We start from the raw sequence: 18,796 nt of genomic DNA, 5'->3' as shown, positions 1-18,796 counted from the left end.
ACGCAAAGGGCAAGGGTACGGTGACGGACACGGCGCTGCAAGCGTGACAACACCGCTTTACTCGTCACGACCTTCCATCATGGTGCGTTTGAGCATCACATAAACTGCACCGGCACCGCCATGTTTAGCCTGGCACGAAGTGAAGCCGAGCACCTGAGGGTGCTGGCGCAACCAGGTGTTGACGTGACTCTTGATCATCGGCCGCTTGCCGTCCAGTCGCACAGCCTTGCCGTGGGTGACACGTACGCAACGGATTTCGAATCTGGTCGCTTCAGCGAGAAACGCCCAAAGAGTCTCGCGGGCTTTTTCCACGCTCATGCCGTGCAGGTCGAGGCTACCTTCAAAAGGAATCTGGCCCACCTTCAGCTTGCGCATCTGGCTTTCCTGAACGCCGTCACGGGCCCACATCAGCTCGTCTTCCGGGCCGACATCGATGACAAACTGATCGGACAGGCCATCGACGGTGGTCACATCGGCGCGCACGGTAGCCGCCTGGCGCAGTTTGGCGATTTGCGCACGGTCGGCCTTGGGTTTGCCCGTCTCGGCACGATCATGTTTGATCGGCTTGACGCCGCGGATCTCGCTTTTGAACAGGGAAAAATCGTCGTCTTGCATGTCAGCCTCCGCGAAGGGCGGCTAGTTTACCCAAGTCCAGGCGGATCGGGCATGACAAAAAGCTGCCGCGCTGCACTCAGTCATTTTTTTTCATCAGGTGTGGCGCGATGTTCAGCCCGTTGGACTGGCGCCGGCGGCGACGGAAGCGACGCCATAACTTGATACCGATGTACAGCAGCAATAGACCCATCACCAAAATGACTGCCGAACCGGTTCGGCTGGCATTCAGTTCGCCGAGCGCGGGTGCGTGGCCCAAAAGGCTGGCGGCACCGGCCATGGCCAATAACAGGCCAAACATCGCCAGCACTGCCGAAAAGGCTACGCCCAGGCGAAAACGCCAGTTACTTGGGCCTTTGGGGCGCAAGCGACGTGCGTCAAATCCATCGGATATCTTCATTCCGACCTTCCTCAATGGGTATCGGCCCTTCGACCGGGAGATGACCGGGTGGTTCCTGAGGCTAAGACAATTGCAGAGACCGGGAGGTTTTTGCGGATGAGCGGCTGGATGGGCCGCTCATTGAGCGGTCGATCAGATCAGATCTTTGGTCAGCGCAAGGGTGGCAAAGTTGTCCGCCATGATGGCCATCTCGGTCTGCTGCACATGTTCTGCGCTGAGGATTCCGCCCTTGTACGGTAGATCGCGGGTCGCACACGCATCCTCCACCAGCGTGCAGCGAAAGCCGAGGTTCTTGGCCGCGCGCACCGTGGTGCTGACACTGGAATGGCTCATGAAACCGCAGACGATCAGGTCCAGCGAGCCGAAGTCCTGCAGACGCTTTTCCAGTTCAGTGCCATGGAAGGCGCTCGGCAGCAACTTGCCGATGATGGTCTCGTCACCTTGTGGTTCCAGCCCCGGGATGAACTCGCCGCGCTCGCCTTGAGGGTCGAACAGACCACCCACGGTGCCGAGGTGGCGTACATGTATGATCGGCCGACCGGCAGTGCGAGCTGCGGCAACCAGTTTCTTGATGTTTGCGACGGCAGCATCCATGCCGGTCAGGGCCAGGGGACCGTTGAGGTACTCTTTCTGGGCGTCGATGATGACCAGACTGGCATGGCCCAAATTGGCCGGTGCATAACCACGGCCGCTGAGTTGAAACATCGTCTTTGGAACGGACATTCTGGGGCTCCTTTGAGTGGGGCTTTTGCGACATTGTCCTCTGGCAGAGCGCTTCTGTGAATGGCTACCAACGTAAGCTGCGTGGTTGCTGGCCTACAGCCTTGTCAAGAGGGTTGCTGCGTTCGACCAAAAGACTCAAAAACGGATAACTCCTACATCAGACCAGCGTTTTTCATGCGTCGTCGGGGACGGTTTTGGCTGTTAGAATCATCCGTCGTTTTTTCAGGAGTTTGCCCCCGTGATCACTTCTCGCCTGCGCACTTTGCGCGACCACATCCGTTGGGCCGTCAGCCGTTTTCATGGGGAGGATTTGTTTTTCGGCCATGGGACAGACAACGCCTGGGACGAAGCCCGTCAATTGGTGCTTGGCGCGTTGCACCTGCCTTGGGAAATTGCCGACAGCTATCTGGACTGCCGCCTGGAAGATGACGAGCTGGTCAACCTGCAACGGCTGCTCAAGCGTCGTATCGAGGAACGAATCCCGACGGCTTATTTGCTGGGCGAGGCGTGGTTTTGCGGTATGTCGTTCATCGTTGACGAGCGAGTGCTGATCCCGCGTTCACCGATCGGCGAGCTGATCGAAAAACGTTTCGAACCGTGGTTGGGCGCCGAGCCTGCACGCATTCTTGACCTGTGCACAGGTTCCGGCTGCATCGGCATTGCCTGCGCTTATGAATTCCAGAACGCTGAAGTGGTGCTGGCCGACCTGTCGTTCGAAGCCCTGGAAGTTGCCAATCAGAACATCGAGCGTCACGGTGTCGACGAGCGCGTATTCACAGTTCAAGGTGATGGTTTCGATGGGCTGCCGGGCCAGCGCTTCGACTTGATCGTTTCCAATCCGCCGTACGTCGATGCTGAAGATTTCGCCGACATGCCGGATGAATACCAGCATGAGCCAGAACTGGGGCTGGCTTGTGGTGAGGACGGCTTGAATCTGGTGCGACGCATGCTCAGCGAAGCGGCGGATCACCTGACCGAAAAAGGTTTACTGATCGTCGAAGTCGGCAACAGCCAGGTGCACGTCGAAGCGCTGTACCCGGAAGTGGATTTCGCCTGGCTGGAATTTGAACGCGGCGGCCACGGCGTGTTCATGCTCACTGCCGAGCAGTGCCGTCAGCATCAGGCATTGTTTGCTTCAAGGGTTTGATGGCGGGAAAACGCAATCGCGCAGGCTGCGATCTTTGATCGTTCCCATGCTCCCGCGTGGGAATGCAGCCCGTGACGCTCTGCGTCACAAAGCGGACGCGGAGCGTCCGGTAAGGCGTTCCCACGCAGAGCGTGGGAACGATCATCGCAGGCTGCGCCAGCTTCTACCCCTGTTTGCCAGCCTCCAGCATATTCTCCGGTCTGACCCAGGCATCGAACTCTGCATCTGTCAGATAACCCAATTGCAGCGCAGCCTCGCGCAGGGTCAGGCCTTCGCCATAGGCTTTCTTGGCGATTTCTGCTGACTTGTCATAGCCGATATGCGGGTTCAGCGCCGTCACCAGCATCAAGCCGCGCTCCAGGTGCGCCGCCATTTGCACAGGGTCAGGTTCCAGTCCGGCAATGCAATGCTGCTGGAAGTTGCTGCACCCATCGCCCAGCAGACGGATCGATTGCAGCAGGTTATGGATGATCACCGGTTTGAACACGTTCAGTTGCAGGTGGCCCTGGCTGGCGGCGAAGCCGATGGCCACATCGTTGCCCAGTACCTGGCAGGCGAGCATCGACAGCGCTTCGCATTGGGTCGGATTGACCTTGCCGGGCATGATCGAACTGCCGGGTTCATTGGCTGGCAGTTTTACTTCTGCAAAACCGGCTCTAGGGCCAGAGCCCAGCAAGCGCAGATCATTGGCGATTTTCATCAGGGTCACGGCGAGGGTTTTCAGCGCGCCGGATAACGTGGTCAGCGGCTCATGGCCGGCCAGTGCGGCAAACTTGTTCGGTGCAGTGACGAACGGCAGACCGGAGAGGGCGGCCAGTTCGGCAGCGATCGCTTCGCCAAAACCGTGAGGCGAGTTGAGCCCCGTGCCAACGGCGGTGCCGCCCTGAGCCAGTTCGCACACCGCAGGCAACGCGCTTCGAATCGCCTGTTCGGCATAGTCGAGCTGCGCTATGAACGCTGAGAGTTCCTGGCCAAAGGTGATCGGCGTCGCGTCCATCATGTGCGTACGGCCGGTCTTGACCAGCTTCATGTGCCCTGCCGACAGCTGTGCCAAACCACCGGACAGTTCGTTGATTGCCGGCAGCAGATGTTGCTGCACCGCTTGGGCGGCAGCGATGTGCATGGCGGTGGGGAAGCAGTCGTTGGAGCTCTGCGAGCGGTTGACGTGATCGTTGGGATGCACCGGGCTTTTGCCGCCGCGCGGATTGCCGGCCAGTTCATTGGCGCGCCCGGCGATTACCTCGTTGACGTTCATATTGCTTTGGGTGCCGCTGCCGGTCTGCCAGACCACCAGCGGGAACTGGGCATCATGCTCGCTATTGAGCACCTCGTCGGCGGCCTGTTCGATCAGGCGGGCGATGTCGGCGGGCAGGTCGCCATTGCGGTTGTTGACCCGTGCAGCGGCCTTCTTGATCAGTGCCAGTGCGTGCAGCACCGTAATCGGCATGCGTTCGTTGCCGATGGCGAAGTTGATCAGCGAGCGTTGCGTTTGAGCGCCCCAGTAGGCGTCATCAGGGACTTCAATCTGGCCAAGGCTGTCGGTTTCGATACGGCTCATCGGTCGCACTCCTGTTGGTCTGATTCGCCAGTTTAGGCCGTGATCTGCCATTAGGGTTCCATTAGTCGATTTTTCTACCGTTCAACCCTTGCAAATCAGGTGTGGCAAGGCTTGGGGTTGAGCGACAGAGTTTTTTAGGCGCAGAATGGTCGCCCTTGGGGTTTTACCTCGCCAGCTAGAAAAGGAAACTTGATGACTCGTTTTCGTGCCATCTGTACCGCGGTTGTTCTGGTTTGCGCCAGCGGCCAGGTTCTTGCCGATACCGCCAGCCACAACGCCAGTGCCGAAGCCTTCCTGACTCTGGCACACGCCGACAAGCTCGGTACCCCGGTGTACATGCAAGTGCAGCAAATGTTCGCCCAGCGCTTTGAACAAACCAAGGCCCCGGAGTCCAAAAGAGCCCTGTTGGAAACCTACCAGGCCAAGGCCAACGCCGCTCTGGACCAGGCCATTGGCTGGAATAAACTCAAGCCGGACATGGTCAAGCTCTACACCACCAACTTCAGCGAGTCCGAACTCAAGGACCTGGTAGCGTTCTACCAGTCGCCGCTGGGCAAGAAAGTCCTGGAAAAAATGCCGCAGCTGACTCAGCAATCGGCCCAGATGACTCAGGCCAAACTGGAAAGTGCGGTACCTGTGGTCAACAAGCTGCTCGCTGACATGACCGCCGAACTTGAGCCAAAAGCCGCAGAAGCGCCGGCCAAGAAAAAGCCTTGAGCGGAGTCGGGAATGACCATGCAACAACGTATTGAATCGGCGCTGAGCGCATTGCAGCCCGAGCATCTGCAGGTACTGGATGAAAGCCATATGCACAGTCGTGGGTTGCAAACCCACTTCAAGGCGGTGCTGGTCAGTGAACAGTTTGCCGGGCTTAACAGCGTCAAGCGCCACCAGAAGGTTTACGCCACTCTCGGCGAGCTGATGGGGGAGTTTCATGCGTTGGCGCTGCATACCTACACGCCTGAAGAATGGGCGAAGATCGGCGCGGCTCCGGCATCGCCGACCTGCGCCGGCGGCAGCAAGCATTAAAAGATCGTAGCCTGCAGCAGCTCCTGCGGGGGCGCGCAGGGCGGGCTTTTGCAGGAACTGCTGAAGGTTCGGGCCGCGTTCGGACGATCTTGACGATCTAGAGCCAATCGCAGCTGTTTTTGCTAGAATCCGCAACGCGCCGCTAATCAGTCGGCGCGTTTTTTTTGCGTCCGGTTCACCCTTTACGAGGGTAGCCACCTGGAGATTACCCATGACACAAAACATTGTCGTGGCGGCACTGTATAAGTTCGTCACCCTTGAGGATTACGTCGCCCTGCGCGAGCCATTGCTGCAGGCGATGGTCGATAACGGCATCAAAGGCACGTTGTTGATCGCTGAAGAAGGCATCAACGGCACCGTTTCCGGTAGTCGTGAAGGCATCGACGGGCTCATGGCCTGGTTGAAGAGCGATCCACGCATGGACGACATCGATCACAAAGAGTCGTACTGCGAAGATCAGCCGTTCTATCGGACCAAGGTCAAGCTCAAGAAAGAGATCGTCACCCTCGGCGTTGACGGTGTCGACCCGAACAAACAGGTCGGCACTTATGTCGATCCGCAGAACTGGAACGCACTGATCAGTGACCCGGAAGTACTGCTGATTGATACCCGCAACGACTATGAAGTCTCGATCGGCACCTTCGAAGGCGCGATCGACCCGAAAACCACCAGTTTTCGCGAGTTCCCTGACTACATCAAAGCCAACTTCGATCCGGGCAAACACAAGAAAGTCGCCATGTTCTGCACCGGCGGCATTCGTTGCGAGAAGGCTTCGAGCTACATGCTCAGCCAGGGCTTCGACGAGGTGTATCACCTCAAAGGCGGCATTCTGAAGTACCTCGAAGAGGTACCGCAGGAAGAAAGTCAGTGGCGCGGCGACTGCTTTGTCTTCGATAACCGGGTTACCGTGCGTCACGATTTGAGTGAAGGCGACTACGATCAGTGTCATGCCTGCCGTACACCCATCAGTGTCGAAGACCGCGCCAGCGAGCACTATGTGGCCGGCATCAGTTGCCCGCATTGCTGGGATAAGCTGAGCGAGAAAACCCGACGCAGTGCCATCGACCGGCAGAAGCAGATCGAACTGGCGAAAGCCCGCAACCAGCCGCACCCGATTGGTTTCAACTACCGTCAGCCATCCGAGGCCTGAGCCATGTCCGCACGCCTGCTCTATGTAATGGACCCGATGTGTTCCTGGTGCTGGGGCTTTGCTCCGGTGGCCGAGGCCCTGGTAGAGCAGGCTCAAGCCGCGGGCGTTGAATTGCACCTGGTGGTCGGCGGCTTAAGGACCGGCAGTGGTGCAGCACTGGAACCGACCACGCGGCGTTACATCCTTGAGCATTGGCAGGCGGTCACCGAGGCCACTGGCCAACCGTTCAAGTTCGAGGGCGCTTTGCCCGACGGTTTTGTCTATGACACCGAGCCGGCCTGCCGGGCGGTGGTCACCGCGCGCAGTCTGGCACCGGATTGCGCCTGGAAACTGCTCAAGCTGATTCAGCACGCCTTTTATGCTGAAGGTCGCGACGTCACCCTCGCCAGTGTGCTGGTGGATCTGGCTGAAAAAGCTGGTGTGCCGCGTATCGAGTTTGCAGCAGCTTTCGATCGCGCCGAGCAGCACGCGGCGACGGCGGCGGATTTCACCTGGGTGCAGGACCTGGGTATCGCTGGTTTCCCGACCTTACTCGCTGAGCGCGATGGTCAACTGGCGCTGTTGACCAATGGCTATCAGCCGCTGAACGAACTCTCCCCATTGCTCGGTCGTTGGCTGGAGCGTGCCGCCTGTGCATGATCAACCCGATAGTGTGGAGCAACCCAAGCGAATCGATCGACTGAGTTGGGCGGAAATCCGCCGTTTGGCGCTACATCACAAGAAATCCCTGTGGATTGCCAACGGCGTAGCGGTGTTGGCGACGCTATGCAGCGTGCCGATCCCCTTGCTGTTGCCATTGTTGGTGGATGAAGTGCTGCTGGGGCGTGGCGATGCCGCGCTCAAGGTCATGAATCACGCTCTACCGACAGACTGGCAAAGAGCCGCAGGTTACATCGGCCTGATGTTGCTGATCACCCTGACACTGCGTTGCGGCGCGTTGCTGTTCAACGTGCTGCAGGCGCGATTGTTCGCAAGCCTGGCCAAAGATATCGTCTACCGCATTCGTGTCAGGCTGATCGAGCGACTCAAGCGCATCTCCCTCGGCGAGTACGAAAGTCTGGGCAGCGGTACGGTGACCACCCATTTGGTCACCGATCTGGATACCGTTGATAAATTTGTGGGTGAAACCCTCAGTCGCTTTCTGGTGGCCATGCTGACACTGGTCGGGACCGCGGGCATTCTGGTCTGGATGCACTGGCAGCTGGCGTTGTTGATTCTGCTGTTCAATCCGCTGGTGATTTACGCCACGGTGCAACTGGGCAAACGGGTCAAACACCTGAAAAAACTGGAGAACGACAGCACTTCGCGATTTACCCAGGCGCTCACCGAAACCCTTGATGCGATCCAGGAAGTCCGCGCCGGCAATCGCCAGGGCTTTTTCCTCGGGCGTCTGGGCCTGCGGGCGCAGGAAGTTCGCGACTATGCGGTGAACTCACAATGGAAGACCGACGCCTCCAGCCGGGCCAGCGGTTTACTGTTCCAGTTTGGCATCGACATCTTTCGTGCGGCGGCCATGCTCACCGTGCTGTTCTCTGACCTGTCCATTGGCCAGATGCTGGCGGTGTTCAGTTATCTCTGGTTCATGATCGGTCCGGTCGAGCAATTGCTCAATTTGCAGTACGCCTACTACTCGGCGGGTGGGGCGTTGACGCGGATCAATGAGTTGCTGTCGCGTGCCGATGAGCCGCAGTATCCCGGTGGTAATAACCCTTTTCAGGGGCGCGAGACGGTGGGGATCGAGGTCCGCGGTTTGAGCTTCGGTTACGGCGACGAATTGGTGCTGGATCAGATGAACCTGTCCATTGCTCCCGGCGAAAAAGTCGCGATCGTTGGTGCCAGCGGTGGTGGCAAAAGTACCCTGGTGCAATTGCTTCTAGGGCTCTATACGCCGCTGTCGGGCAGCATCCGCTTCGGCGGTTCGACCCAACAGGAAATCGGTCTGGAAACCGTGCGCGAGCATGTCGCAGTCGTGCTGCAGCACCCGGCGCTGTTCAACGATACGGTACGGGCCAACCTGACCATGGGGCGTTTACGCAGTGATGAGGCCTGCTGGCAGGCGCTGGAAATTGCCCAACTGGATACCACCGTCAAAGCCTTGCCGCAGGGGCTGGATAGTATCGTCGGGCGCTCCGGGGTGCGCTTGTCTGGCGGTCAGCGACAGCGTCTGGCTATTGCGCGGATGGTCCTGGCTGAACCCAAGGTGGTGATACTCGATGAGGCCACCTCTGCGCTGGACGCTGCTACCGAGTACAACCTGCACCAGGCGCTGGCGCGCTATTTAAACGGCAGGACAACATTAATCATTGCTCACCGTCTGTCTGCGGTAAAACAGGCTGATCGAGTACTTGTGTTTGATGGCGGGCATATTGCCGAAGATGGCGACCATCAGCAGCTGATTGCCGACGGCGGCCTGTACGCCAAGCTTTATGGCCATCTGCAGCAAGTTCAACAACCTTGAGTTTTGACCGCTTTTCTGTGCTTAGTGCTTGAATTCCTTAGAAAAAATGTTGCTCTAGCGGCGTTCAACTTTTGCCTTGCAACTAAATAGATTTCGAACGACGCATCGATCAGTTCGAATTATTGGAAATTAGCCTAGTCTGTGCTGTTAGGAGCAGAGCTCACTCGGGTGTTCATCTGGCAGTGCTTATGCAAGGGACCTCATGAAGCAAACGCGGACTCTCGGAACACCACGATTATTGGGTATCGTCTGGCCATTTATTGCCGTTGTGTTATTTCAGGCATTGCTGGGCGGCGTCAGCCTGTACGTTCTGTCAGCGGTGCGCGGCTATGTTGCGGGTGAAAGTCTATGGTCCAAGGGCCAGAAAGACGCTATCTATTACCTCAATCTGTATGCCGACAGCCGCGACGAAGCGATTTTTCTCAAGTACCAGCACGCCATCGCCGTGCCGCAGGGTGGGCATGAGCTGCGTATCGCCCTGGATCGTCAGCCCCCGGACCTTGACGCTGCACGTCTGGGGATCCTCAATGGTGGTAACCATCCGGATGACATATCAAGCCTGATCTGGTTGTACCTGAACTTTCGCCACTTCAGCTACCTGGAAGAAGCCATCAGTCGATGGACTGTGGGCGATAGCTACCTGCTACAACTGGATACTGTCGCCAGGGAGATGCACCGGGGCATCATCAGTGATCAAGCCAAACCTGCCGATTTTCAGCGCTGGAAGGCCTTGATACTTGCCATTAACGACAGTGTGACGCCCGCTGCCAAGGCCTTTAGCGATGCATTGGGCGAAGGGTCGCGGGTCATTCTGAGATTGTTGCTGTACACCAATCTGGCCACAGCGCTGGGGTTGATCGCCCTGGCACTATTGCGTACCCACAAGCTTCTGAAGCAGCGCCACGCATTTGCCGATGCCTTGCAGCTGGAAAAAGAACGGGCGCAAATCACGCTGCAATCCATTGGTGATGGCGTTATCACTACGGATGTCGGGGGAGCGATCGCTTACATGAACCCGGCGGCTGAAGAGCTGACTCACTGGAAAGCCGAGCAGGCCAACGGTCTGCCGTTGGCTGCGTTATTCAATCTTTTGGATGAAAACGCCCAGACTGATGGTTTTACCCTGATCGAGCACATTTTGAGTGGTCAACTCAGTGGTGGCAGTGAGCACTCCAAACTCATTCAGCGCCTGGACGGCAGTACCGTGTCGGTCACCCTGGTCGGCGCGCCGATCCAGAACGCCGGTAAAGTCAGCGGCACGGTACTGGTGCTGCACGACATGACACAAGAGCGTCAATACATCGCCAATCTGTCATGGCAGGCGACTCACGATGCTCTGACGGGCCTGGCCAATCGTCGCGAATTCGAATATCGGCTCGAACAAGCCCTGCACAATCTGGCACGCCAGCCGGGCCGCCATGCCTTGATGTTTCTCGACCTGGATCAGTTCAAGTTGGTCAATGACACGTGCGGGCATGCAGCGGGCGATGAACTGCTTCGGCATATCTGTGCCTTGTTGCAATCGGGCTTGCGCGAAGGCGATACCCTGGCGCGCCTGGGTGGAGATGAATTCGGCATTTTGCTTGAAAACTGCCCGCCGGACGCCGGAGAGAAGATCGCCGAGGGGTTGCGCCAGACCGTGCAGAACCTCCATTTCGTATGGAAGGGCCGGCCTTTTCTGACCACGGTCAGCATCGGCCTGGTTCACGTCGCGCAAACGCCCACAACCCTTGAGGCGTCATTGCGTGCCGCCGATATGGCCTGCTACATGGCCAAAGAGAAAGGGCGTAATCGGGTGCAGGTCTACCATGCCGACGATTCGGAGTTGTCCTTGCGCTTTGGCGAGATGGCGTGGGTGCAACGACTGCACATGGCGCTGGAGGAAAACCGCTTTTGTTTATATGCCCAGGAAATCGCTGCGTTGGGTCAGACGGAGCGCGGGGGCGGGCATATCGAAATATTGCTGCGGTTGCATGACGAAGCAGGGCGAATGATTCTGCCCAACAGCTTTATTCCTGCCGCCGAACGTTACGGGTTGATGACATCGCTGGATCGTTGGGTGGTACAGAATGTATTCAAGATCATCGCCCAATGTATTGCTGAAGAGCGCGAAGGGCCGATGGCCATGTGTGCGATAAACCTCTCGGGCATTACTATCGGAGATGACGACTTCCTGGACTTCCTGCGTGAGCAGTTCATTGCCTACGCTGTCCCTCCTGAAATGATTTGTTTTGAAATCACAGAAACCAGTGCAATTTCCAATCTGGGAAGTGCAATTAGATTTATTAATGAGCTCAAAGGCTTGGGATGCCATTTCTCACTAGATGACTTTTGTGCTGGTATGTCCTCGTTCGCCTATCTTAAACATTTACCTGTAGACTTCTTGAAGATCGATGGAAGTTTCGTAAAGGATATGCTGGACGACCCGATTAACCGCGCTATGGTCGAAGTGATCAATCACATCGGTCATGTCATGGGTAAGCGCACGATTGCAGAGTTTGTTGAAACACCTCAGATTGAGCAGGCCTTGCTGGAAATCGGAGTGGATTACGCTCAAGGGTACATTATCCAACGCCCGCAATTGTTTACCTGTGACAGCCTGCAGTGTCGGCCCGCGCGACCACAGCCTTTGTTATTCAAGGCGCCTGGCACGTTCCGTTGAAATCTCTTGCTGATCCGTACAATCACAATCAAAAGGAGCTCGACAGTGATCGACACGTTCAACAGAACCGGCCCGCTTATGGAAGCCGCAAGTTATCCCGCCTGGGCTCAGAAGCTGATCCAGGATTGCAGCGAGAGCAAACGCCGGGTGGTCGAGCACGAACTGTATCAGCGCATGCGCGACAACAAGCTCAGCGCCAAAACCATGCGTCAGTACCTGATCGGTGGCTGGCCTGTCGTTGAGCAGTTCGCTTTGTATATGGCACAAAATCTGACCAAGACCCGCTTTGCACGTCATCCCGGCGAGGACATGGCGCGACGCTGGCTGATGCGTAACATTCGAGTAGAACTCAATCATGCTGATTATTGGGTGCACTGGAGTCGTGCGCATGGCGTCAGTCTGGAAGATTTACAGGCGCAACAGGTAGCGCCAGAGCTTCATGCCCTGAGTCATTGGTGCTGGCACACCAGTTCGGCCGATTCGCTGATCGTGGCGATTGCCGCGACCAACTATGCCATTGAGGGGGCTACGGGCGAGTGGTCGGCGCTGGTTTGCTCCAATGGCATCTATGCGGCGGCGTTCCCGGAGGAAGACCGCAAGCGAGCGATGAAGTGGTTGAAAATGCATGCCCAGTACGATGATGCTCATCCATGGGAGGCGTTGGAAATCATCTGCACGCTGGCGGGTCTGAACCCAGACAAATCACTGCAAGTCGAGTTACGCCAGGCCATTTGCAAGAGCTACGACTACATGTACCTGTTCCTGGAACGTTGCATGCAGCTGGAAAAGGCTCCGGTGGTTCGTAAGCACATGGCGCTGGCCGAGGATTGACTCCAGCCGACAGGTTTACCCCGCCATCGCCAGCCGGTTGCGGCCTTCACGTTTTGCCACATACAAAGCGCTGTCTGCCCGGCGCAACAGGCTTTCGGCTGACTCACCGGGTAACAGGGTGGCGCAGCCAAGGCTTACTGTGAGTTCGATAAGCGTGTCATCCGCTAAATAATCCTGAGCCTGTACTGCATGACGTAGCCGCTCGCCAACCATGGCGGCGGCCTCTCGGCCAGTGTTGGAGAGCAGGATCAGAAATTCCTCGCCGCCATATCGAAACACCATATCGACATTGCGCAACTGGTCCTTGATCGAGGCGGCTACGGCCTTGAGCACCTTGTCGCCTGCGCCGTGACCGTGGCTGTCGTTGATTCTCTTGAAGTGGTCGATATCCAGCATCAACAGCGATAGCGGTTGCAGATGCCGACGGGACATTTCGATTTCCCGTTGAAACGTCTGATCCATGGCGATCCGGTTGCCGGTGTCCGTCAGCGGGTCGCGCAGCGCGCTACGAGTGGCTGCCCGGTATAGCAAGGCATTACGGATCGGGTAGAGCAGGGAAGACAGTAGAGACTCCAGGTTGCCCAGATCCTGTTCGCTAAAGCGCTGATTGCGTCGGAACACCAGCTCACCCAAGTGTTCGCCCTCATGGCTGAGGCTGTAGCTCACGCAATGGTGTCCGCGCTGGCCGAACGCCAGGCGCAAATCGCTGGCCTGATGCTGGTAGCTCAAGGCATCCAGTGGAACGAGTCGCTGAATTTCGCGGAAGAACAATCCCAGAATGTGCTGTGGCTCAAGACTGGTTTGCAGCTGTAGGCCTAGTTGCTGGCGCAATTGCGCAAGGCTGACGGGGCGTTGTAGAAGGGGTGACTGCTGACCAAAGCCCAGGCGTTGCAATTTGGCGCTATCAAAGTCAATTGCGTTGGTCTGGGTAGGTGATTTCATATGGTGTGAGCCCCTAAGCACGTAATGCTGTCTTACAGGCTGGGTGAGAGCGGCTTCGGGCTGCGCGTCATACTGGTCCATCAGTCCCGTAGGACAAGTAACTGCAGTCTAGTCTGCTTTGCCGAACGTTATAAGCCCCGGCTCAGGCGATGCCCGCTTCGCTAACACGCTGCGTGTCTGAACAGTGTTAGAGCGAAAGTCGTGCCATTCGGTTCGGTAAATTAAAAATCGTTATAATTCAATCGGTTGGTCGGTAATGGCGTCAATGCGTATGGACGCCGCGGCATTTGTTTGGCTTCAATAACAGGCCTGATGACCTTGTTGCGTGCGCCGCGACGGTATTCCGTCGCGGTGGTTGAAGGGGATTACTGAGCGTCGAAGGCCTGGCCGTTGATGCCGGTGCTGTCCGGCCCCATCAGGTACAGATAGACCGGCATGATTTCTTCAGGTGTCGGATTGTTGCTCGGGTTTTCGCCTGGATATGCCTGAGCCCGCATGCTGGTGCGGGTAGCGCCGGGGTTGATGCTGTTGGCGCGCACTGGCGCGACGGTGTCCAGTTCGTCGGCCAGGGTTTGCATCAAGCCTTCGGTCGCAAACTTCGAGACCCCGTAGGCGCCCCAGTAGGCGCGGCCTTTGCGTCCGACACTGCTTGAGGTGAACACCACCGATGCGTCCTGGGATAGCTTGAGCAGCGGCAGCATGGTGCTGGTCAGCATGAACATCGCGTTGACGTTGACTTGCATCACGCGCATGAAGTTTTCGCCGGACAGCTGTTCCAGCGGGGTGCGCGGGCCAATGATCGACGCGTTGTGCAGCAGGCCATCGAGGTGTCCGAACTCGGTTTCGACCATGGCCGCCAGCTCATCGTATTGATGCGGCAGTGCGGTTTCCAGGTTGAACGGAATGACTGCCGGTTGTGGATGACCGGCCGCTTCGATTTCGTCATAGACCCGGGTCAGATTGGCTTCGGTCTTGCCCAGCAGCAGCACGGTGGCGCCATGAGCTGCAAAGGTCTTCGCGGCAGCAGCTCCAATGCCACGGCCAGCGCCGGTGACCAGTATGACCCGGTCTTTGAGCAATTCAGGGCGGGCGGAGTAATCAAACATAAGAAACCTCAACAAAATTCACAGAAGCCCCCCTGTGGGAGCGAGCTTGCTCGCGATGGACTTGAAGCTGACGCGTTTGGTCAGGAAACACGCGTTATCGTTAACGACCATCGCGAGCAAGCTCGCTCCCACCACAGGAAAGGTGATCAGCCACGCAAACCATCAGGAAAGTCGCTCAGCAACCACACAGGGCGCTATCCAGAACCTTACGCAACTCCAGTGGATGATCGACCACCACATCCGCCCCCCAATGACTGGGGTTGTCGTCTGGATGAATATAGCCCCAGGTCACCGCGGCAGTTTTGGTGCCTGCGTCGCGGCCTGACTCGATATCGCGTAGGTCATCGCCAACAAACAGCACGTTGGCCGGATCCAGGTCGAGCATCTTGCAAGCGAGGATCAGTGGTTCGGGATCAGGTTTGCTGTTTTTCACATGATCCGGGCAGATCAGCACCGCCGAACGCTCCGCCAACCCTAGTTGCTGCATGATCGGTTCGGCAAAACGTACCGGCTTATTGGTGACGACGCCCCAGATCAGATTGGCTTTTTCGATGTCCGCCAACAGCTCGGCCATGCCATCGAAAAGTTTGCTATGGACTGCGCAGTCTTTCAGGTAACGCTCCAGAAACTCCAGGCGCAGTTCCTCGAAACCCGGTGATTCCGGGTCCATCGAAAAGGTCACGGCAACCATGGCCCGCGCACCGCCGGAGATTTCGTCGCGGATGTGCTTGTCGCAAACCGGTGCCAGGCCGCGATCGGCGCGCATGCTCTGGCAAATGGCGATAAAGTCCGGTGCGGTGTCGAGCAGAGTGCCGTCCATGTCGAAAAGAACCGCTCTGATACGCATGGGCTTATTCCTCCCGCAGGGTCTGGATCATGTAGTTGACGTCAACGTCCGTCGCCAGCTTGTAGTGCTTGGTGAGCGGGTTGTAGGTCAGACCGATGATGTCCTTGACCGTCAGACCGGCCGAGCGGCTCCAGGCGCCGAGTTCGGAAGGGCGGATGAATTTCTTGAAGTCGTGGGTGCCGCGCGGCAGCAGTTTCATGATGTATTCGGCGCCGACAACGGCGAACAGGAATGCCTTCGGATTGCGATTGATAGTGGAGAAGAACACTTGGCCGCCTGGCTTGACCATGCGGAAGCAGGCGCGGATCACCGAAGAGGGGTCTGGCACGTGTTCGAGCATTTCCAGGCAGGTGACCACGTCGAATTGCTCCGGCATTTCTTCGGCCAGGCCTTCGGCGGTGATCTGCCGGTACTCGACGCTGACGCCGGATTCCAGTTGATGCAGCTGGGCCACGGCCAGCGGCGCTTCGCCCATGTCGATACCCATCACCGTTGCGCCGCGCAGGGCCATGGCTTCGCTAAGGATGCCGCCGCCGCAGCCGACGTCGAGGACTTTTTTGCCGGCCAGTTTTACCCGCTCGTCAATCCAGTTGACCCGTAACGGGTTGATGTCGTGTAGCGGTTTGAACTCGCTTTCACGGTCCCACCAGCGATGGGCCAGGGCTTCGAATTTGGCAATTTCAGCGTGGTCGACGTTGCTCATGGGGGCATCCTCTAAATCTAATAAATTCTGCGGTAAGCCTTGAATGTCAGTTCAAGGTTTCTATCTATTGGCGATGACCGCTGATGCGTTTGCCCCAGGCTACGGCTGTGGCGCAAAGCTGTTGTTCATCCAGGCGGGTCAGGCGCCGGTCGTCGAGCAATTGCTTGCCGGCGACCCAAAGGTGTTTCACACAGTCTCGGCCGGTGGCATATACAAGCTGCGAGACCGGGTCGTAAATGGGTTGCTGCGCCAGGCCGGAGAGGTCAAAGGCCACCAGGTCGGCAGCTTTGCCGACTTCCAGTGAGCCGACTTCGGCGTCCAGTCCCAGCGCTCGTGCGCCGTTGAGCGTGGCCATGCGCAATGCGCGATGGGCATCCAGGGCGGTCGCCGAGCCAGCGACGGCCTTGGCCAAAAGTGCTGCGGTGCGGATTTCGCCGAGCAGATCCAGGTCATTGTTGCTGGCTGCGCCATCAGTGCCGACCGCAACGTTGACCCCGGCCTGCCACAAACGCTCGACCGGGCAGAAACCACTGGCCAGTTTCAGGTTCGATTCCGGGCAATGAATCACGCTGCTGTTACTTTCTACCAGCAAAGCCAGGTCGTCATCGCTGACTTGTGTCATGTGAACGGCCTGGAAGCGCGGACCGAGCAAGCCCAGGCGCCCCAGGCGGGCCATTGGTCGCTCGCCGCGCTGCTCGACGGATTGCTGTACTTCAAACGCGGTCTCATGGACGTGCATATGAATCGAGGCATCCAGCTCCTCGGCAATGACCCGGATTTTCTCGAGGTTCTCGTCGCCGACGGTGTAGGGTGCATGAGGGCCGAAGGCGATCTTGATGCGCGGATGGTGCTTGAGATCGCCGAACAGCTCGATGCCCTGACGGATGGCCTCATCGGCATCGCTTGCACCGGGAATCGGAAAGTCGAGGATCGGGATGGCAATTTGTGCGCGAATACCGCTGTTATGCACGCGTTCACTGGCGACTTTCGGGAAGAAATACATGTCCGAGAAACAGGTGATGCCGCCTTTAAGCTGTTCTGCGATGGCCAGATCGGTGCCATCGCGAACAAAGTCCTCATTGACCCACTTGGCTTCGGCGGGCCAGATGTGCTGCTCCAGCCAGGTCATCAGCGGCAAGTCATCGGCCAGGCCGCGAAACAGGGTCATCGCCGCGTGCCCGTGAGCATTGATCAGGCCAGGGCTGAGCAGTATGCCCGGCAATTCGCGGACTTCAGTGGCGTTGAGTTTCAAGGCGTCGGCGCGCGGGCCGATGAATGCAATGCGGCCGTCACGGATGCCCAGGCCATGCTCTTTGAGGACCACACCGGCGGGTTCGACAGGTACCAACCAGGTCGGCAGCAATAATAAGTCGAGCGCAGCGGCAGGGTTCGGCATCGAGGGTGGGTTCCAGTGCTTTATAAAGGATGGCGAAGTATACCCGAGCGTCTTCGCGGGCGGATCGCTATAATCGGCGGCTTTTGTACATGAGTACGGGGTGAGGCATGCGCGATCGACTGTTGGCTGCGGAGAAGGTAAAGGCCATCGATTGGCGGGATGATGCCCTTTATCTGCTCGATCAGCGCATTTTGCCGTTCGAAGAGCGCTGGATTGCCTACACCGGTGCAGCCGGTGTGGCCGAAGCCATTCGCTCGATGGTTGTGCGTGGTGCCCCGGCCATTGGCATCAGTGCGGCCTATGGTGTAGTGCTGGCGGCGCGCACGCGGTTTGCCGCCGGCGGTGACTGGCAGGCAGCTCTTGAGGAGGATTTTGCCTTGCTCGCGGATTCGCGGCCGACGGCGGTCAATCTGTTCTGGGCGCTGAACCGCATGCGCGAGCGTCTTGAACGGCTAAAAGGGCATGCCGATCCGTTGTCGGTCCTTGAGGCGGAGGCCTTGGCCATTCATGAAAGCGATCGCGAAGCCAATCTGACCATGGCGCAATTGGGTGTCGATCTGATCCGCAAGCATCAGGGCAATGCTCAAGCCATTTTGACGCATTGCAATACTGGCGCCTTGGCCACGGGCGGCTTTGGCACGGCGCTGGGAGTGATTCGTGGTGCCTGGCTGGAAGGTATGGTGGAGCGGGTCTACGCCGATGAAACCAGGCCTTGGCTGCAGGGCTCGCGGCTCACTGCCTGGGAGTTGGCCAACGAAGGTATTCCCGTCACGCTGAATGCCGACTCGGCCGCGGCACACATCATGAAAACCAAGGGCGTGACCTGGGTGATCGTCGGTGCTGACCGGATTACCGCCAATGGCGATGTGGCGAACAAGATTGGCACCTATCAGTTGGCGGTGTGCGCCATGCACCACGGGGTGCGTTTCATGGTGGTGGCGCCGAGTTCGACCATCGACATGACCTTGGCCAGCGGTGACGATATTCCTATCGAAGAGCGTGATGGCAGTGAGCTGCTGGAAGTCGGCGGCAAGCGCGTCGGGGCTGATGTGGGCGCTTTCAATCCGGTTTTCGACGTCACCCCGGCGGACCTGATCGACGCCATCGTCACCGAAAAAGGCATTGTCGAGCGGCCCGATACCGCGAAACTGGCTCAGTTGATGTGTCGCAAGCGGCTGCATTGATGGTGGTTGGCGTCTGTTAAATCGCTTTCGCGGGCAAGCCTCGCTCCT

The 18,796-nt window shown here is 58.0% G+C and carries 18 protein-coding genes; 9 read left to right on the top strand and 9 right to left on the bottom strand.

The annotated features are described in order from the left end of the window. Positions 1-57: 57 nt before the first annotated feature. The 3 genes from AC07W5_RS20355 to AC07W5_RS20345 all read right to left on the bottom strand — a co-directional run bounded on the left by AC07W5_RS20355 (position 58) and on the right by AC07W5_RS20345 (position 1,735). Entirely contained in the window at positions 58-615 is a 558-nt protein-coding gene (locus AC07W5_RS20355; protein ID WP_494993783.1) for a Smr/MutS family protein, read from the bottom strand. Between the two features lie 76 nt (positions 616-691). Beyond that, positions 692-1,012, bottom strand: coding sequence for a hypothetical protein (locus AC07W5_RS20350; protein ID WP_495012780.1), 321 nt, complete (start codon positions 1,010-1,012; stop codon positions 692-694). Between the two features lie 132 nt (positions 1,013-1,144). Beyond that, a complete protein-coding gene (locus tag AC07W5_RS20345; protein ID WP_494993785.1) occupies positions 1,145-1,735 on the bottom strand; it encodes a cysteine hydrolase family protein in 591 nt (196 codons plus the stop codon). A gap of 238 nt (positions 1,736-1,973) precedes the next feature. Here AC07W5_RS20345 and prmB point away from each other — a divergent pair, with 238 nt between their 5' ends. Continuing rightward, the gene (gene prmB, locus AC07W5_RS20340; RefSeq protein ID WP_495024208.1) at positions 1,974-2,882 is read left to right on the top strand and encodes a 50S ribosomal protein L3 N(5)-glutamine methyltransferase; all 909 of its coding nucleotides are present in this window, start codon (positions 1,974-1,976) and stop codon (positions 2,880-2,882) included. 163 nt (positions 2,883-3,045) lie between these two features. Here the strand turns inward: prmB and AC07W5_RS20335 are convergent, their stop codons facing one another. After that, entirely contained in the window at positions 3,046-4,440 is a 1,395-nt protein-coding gene (locus AC07W5_RS20335; protein WP_494993787.1) for a class II fumarate hydratase, read from the bottom strand. A gap of 192 nt (positions 4,441-4,632) precedes the next feature. Here AC07W5_RS20335 and AC07W5_RS20330 point away from each other — a divergent pair, with 192 nt between their 5' ends. The 7 genes from AC07W5_RS20330 (at position 4,633) to AC07W5_RS20300 (ending at position 12,570) form a co-directional block, all read left to right on the top strand. Further along, positions 4,633-5,157: a DUF2059 domain-containing protein gene (locus AC07W5_RS20330; protein ID WP_494993788.1), complete on the top strand. Its 525-nt coding sequence runs from the start codon at positions 4,633-4,635 to the stop codon at positions 5,155-5,157. 12 nt (positions 5,158-5,169) lie between these two features. Further along, positions 5,170-5,469, top strand: a complete 300-nt coding sequence (locus tag AC07W5_RS20325) for a BolA family protein (RefSeq protein WP_494993789.1) — start codon at positions 5,170-5,172, stop codon at positions 5,467-5,469. A gap of 211 nt (positions 5,470-5,680) precedes the next feature. Next, on the top strand, positions 5,681-6,619 hold the full coding sequence (gene trhO / locus AC07W5_RS20320; RefSeq protein ID WP_495024207.1) for an oxygen-dependent tRNA uridine(34) hydroxylase TrhO: 939 nt from the start codon (positions 5,681-5,683) through the stop codon (positions 6,617-6,619). Positions 6,620-6,655: 36 nt separating this feature from the next. Next, positions 6,656-7,258 (top strand): DsbA family protein, encoded by a 603-nt coding sequence (locus AC07W5_RS20315; protein ID WP_494993861.1) that lies wholly within the window; start codon positions 6,656-6,658, stop codon positions 7,256-7,258. Further along, on the top strand, positions 7,251-9,077 hold the full coding sequence (locus AC07W5_RS20310; protein ID WP_494993791.1) for an ABC transporter ATP-binding protein: 1,827 nt from the start codon (positions 7,251-7,253) through the stop codon (positions 9,075-9,077). Before AC07W5_RS20315 ends, AC07W5_RS20310 begins: the two co-directional genes overlap by 8 nt. 202 nt (positions 9,078-9,279) lie before the next feature. Beyond that, on the top strand, positions 9,280-11,739 hold the full coding sequence (locus tag AC07W5_RS20305; protein WP_495012783.1) for an EAL domain-containing protein: 2,460 nt from the start codon (positions 9,280-9,282) through the stop codon (positions 11,737-11,739). Positions 11,740-11,817: 78 nt separating this feature from the next. Further along, positions 11,818-12,570: an iron-containing redox enzyme family protein gene (locus tag AC07W5_RS20300; protein WP_494993862.1), complete on the top strand. Its 753-nt coding sequence runs from the start codon at positions 11,818-11,820 to the stop codon at positions 12,568-12,570. Between the two features lie 15 nt (positions 12,571-12,585). Here AC07W5_RS20300 and AC07W5_RS20295 read toward each other — a convergent pair whose 3' ends face one another. From AC07W5_RS20295 to AC07W5_RS20275, 5 genes are all read right to left on the bottom strand, one after another. Beyond that, entirely contained in the window at positions 12,586-13,512 is a 927-nt protein-coding gene (locus AC07W5_RS20295; RefSeq protein ID WP_494993793.1) for a GGDEF domain-containing protein, read from the bottom strand. A gap of 365 nt (positions 13,513-13,877) precedes the next feature. Further along, positions 13,878-14,618: a YciK family oxidoreductase gene (locus AC07W5_RS20290; protein ID WP_494993794.1), complete on the bottom strand. Its 741-nt coding sequence runs from the start codon at positions 14,616-14,618 to the stop codon at positions 13,878-13,880. 175 nt (positions 14,619-14,793) lie between these two features. Next, on the bottom strand, positions 14,794-15,465 hold the full coding sequence (gene mupP / locus AC07W5_RS20285) for an N-acetylmuramic acid 6-phosphate phosphatase MupP (RefSeq protein WP_494993795.1): 672 nt from the start codon (positions 15,463-15,465) through the stop codon (positions 14,794-14,796). A gap of 4 nt (positions 15,466-15,469) precedes the next feature. After that, positions 15,470-16,168, bottom strand: coding sequence for a bifunctional 2-polyprenyl-6-hydroxyphenol methylase/3-demethylubiquinol 3-O-methyltransferase UbiG (ubiG, locus tag AC07W5_RS20280; protein ID WP_494993796.1), 699 nt, complete (start codon positions 16,166-16,168; stop codon positions 15,470-15,472). A 64-nt stretch (positions 16,169-16,232) separates the two neighbouring features. Continuing rightward, complete coding sequence (locus tag AC07W5_RS20275; protein WP_495024206.1) at positions 16,233-17,564, bottom strand: TRZ/ATZ family hydrolase; 1,332 nt, start codon at positions 17,562-17,564, stop codon at positions 16,233-16,235. Positions 17,565-17,671: 107 nt separating this feature from the next. On the opposite strand from AC07W5_RS20275, the gene mtnA reads away from it, so the two are divergent. Then, positions 17,672-18,748 carry an S-methyl-5-thioribose-1-phosphate isomerase gene (mtnA, locus tag AC07W5_RS20270; RefSeq protein WP_494993798.1) on the top strand — a complete coding sequence of 359 codons (1,077 nt, stop codon included), beginning with the start codon at positions 17,672-17,674 and terminating at the stop codon, positions 18,746-18,748. Positions 18,749-18,796 lie beyond the last annotated feature (48 nt).

The organism is Pseudomonas sp. GW821-FHT01E05 (genome assembly GCF_059422425.1).
The sequence above is the reverse complement of the archived record's forward strand: the minus strand, read 5'-3'. Positions and strand labels throughout refer to the sequence as shown.

What these genes read in the sequence shown, in the direction of transcription:
- AC07W5_RS20315 (WP_494993861.1), top strand. Translation starts at nt 6,656, where the DNA reads ATGTGTTCCTGGTGCTGGGGCTTTGCTCCGGTGGCCGAGGCCCTGGTA.
- AC07W5_RS20325 (WP_494993789.1), top strand. Translation starts at nt 5,170, where the DNA reads ATGACCATGCAACAACGTATTGAATCGGCGCTGAGCGCATTGCAGCCC.
- ubiG (WP_494993796.1), bottom strand. Translation starts at nt 16,168, where the DNA reads ATGAGCAACGTCGACCACGCTGAAATTGCCAAATTCGAAGCCCTGGCC.
- AC07W5_RS20300 (WP_494993862.1), top strand. Translation starts at nt 11,818, where the DNA reads ATGGAAGCCGCAAGTTATCCCGCCTGGGCTCAGAAGCTGATCCAGGAT.
- AC07W5_RS20355 (WP_494993783.1), bottom strand. Translation starts at nt 615, where the DNA reads ATGCAAGACGACGATTTTTCCCTGTTCAAAAGCGAGATCCGCGGCGTC.
- AC07W5_RS20305 (WP_495012783.1), top strand. Translation starts at nt 9,280, where the DNA reads ATGAAGCAAACGCGGACTCTCGGAACACCACGATTATTGGGTATCGTC.
- AC07W5_RS20330 (WP_494993788.1), top strand. Translation starts at nt 4,633, where the DNA reads ATGACTCGTTTTCGTGCCATCTGTACCGCGGTTGTTCTGGTTTGCGCC.
- mtnA (WP_494993798.1), top strand. Translation starts at nt 17,672, where the DNA reads ATGCGCGATCGACTGTTGGCTGCGGAGAAGGTAAAGGCCATCGATTGG.
- AC07W5_RS20350 (WP_495012780.1), bottom strand. Translation starts at nt 1,012, where the DNA reads ATGAAGATATCCGATGGATTTGACGCACGTCGCTTGCGCCCCAAAGGC.
- mupP (WP_494993795.1), bottom strand. Translation starts at nt 15,465, where the DNA reads ATGCGTATCAGAGCGGTTCTTTTCGACATGGACGGCACTCTGCTCGAC.
- trhO (WP_495024207.1), top strand. Translation starts at nt 5,681, where the DNA reads ATGACACAAAACATTGTCGTGGCGGCACTGTATAAGTTCGTCACCCTT.
- AC07W5_RS20345 (WP_494993785.1), bottom strand. Translation starts at nt 1,735, where the DNA reads ATGTCCGTTCCAAAGACGATGTTTCAACTCAGCGGCCGTGGTTATGCA.
- AC07W5_RS20335 (WP_494993787.1), bottom strand. Translation starts at nt 4,440, where the DNA reads ATGAGCCGTATCGAAACCGACAGCCTTGGCCAGATTGAAGTCCCTGAT.
- AC07W5_RS20275 (WP_495024206.1), bottom strand. Translation starts at nt 17,564, where the DNA reads ATGCCGAACCCTGCCGCTGCGCTCGACTTATTATTGCTGCCGACCTGG.
- AC07W5_RS20290 (WP_494993794.1), bottom strand. Translation starts at nt 14,618, where the DNA reads ATGTTTGATTACTCCGCCCGCCCTGAATTGCTCAAAGACCGGGTCATA.
- AC07W5_RS20295 (WP_494993793.1), bottom strand. Translation starts at nt 13,512, where the DNA reads ATGAAATCACCTACCCAGACCAACGCAATTGACTTTGATAGCGCCAAA.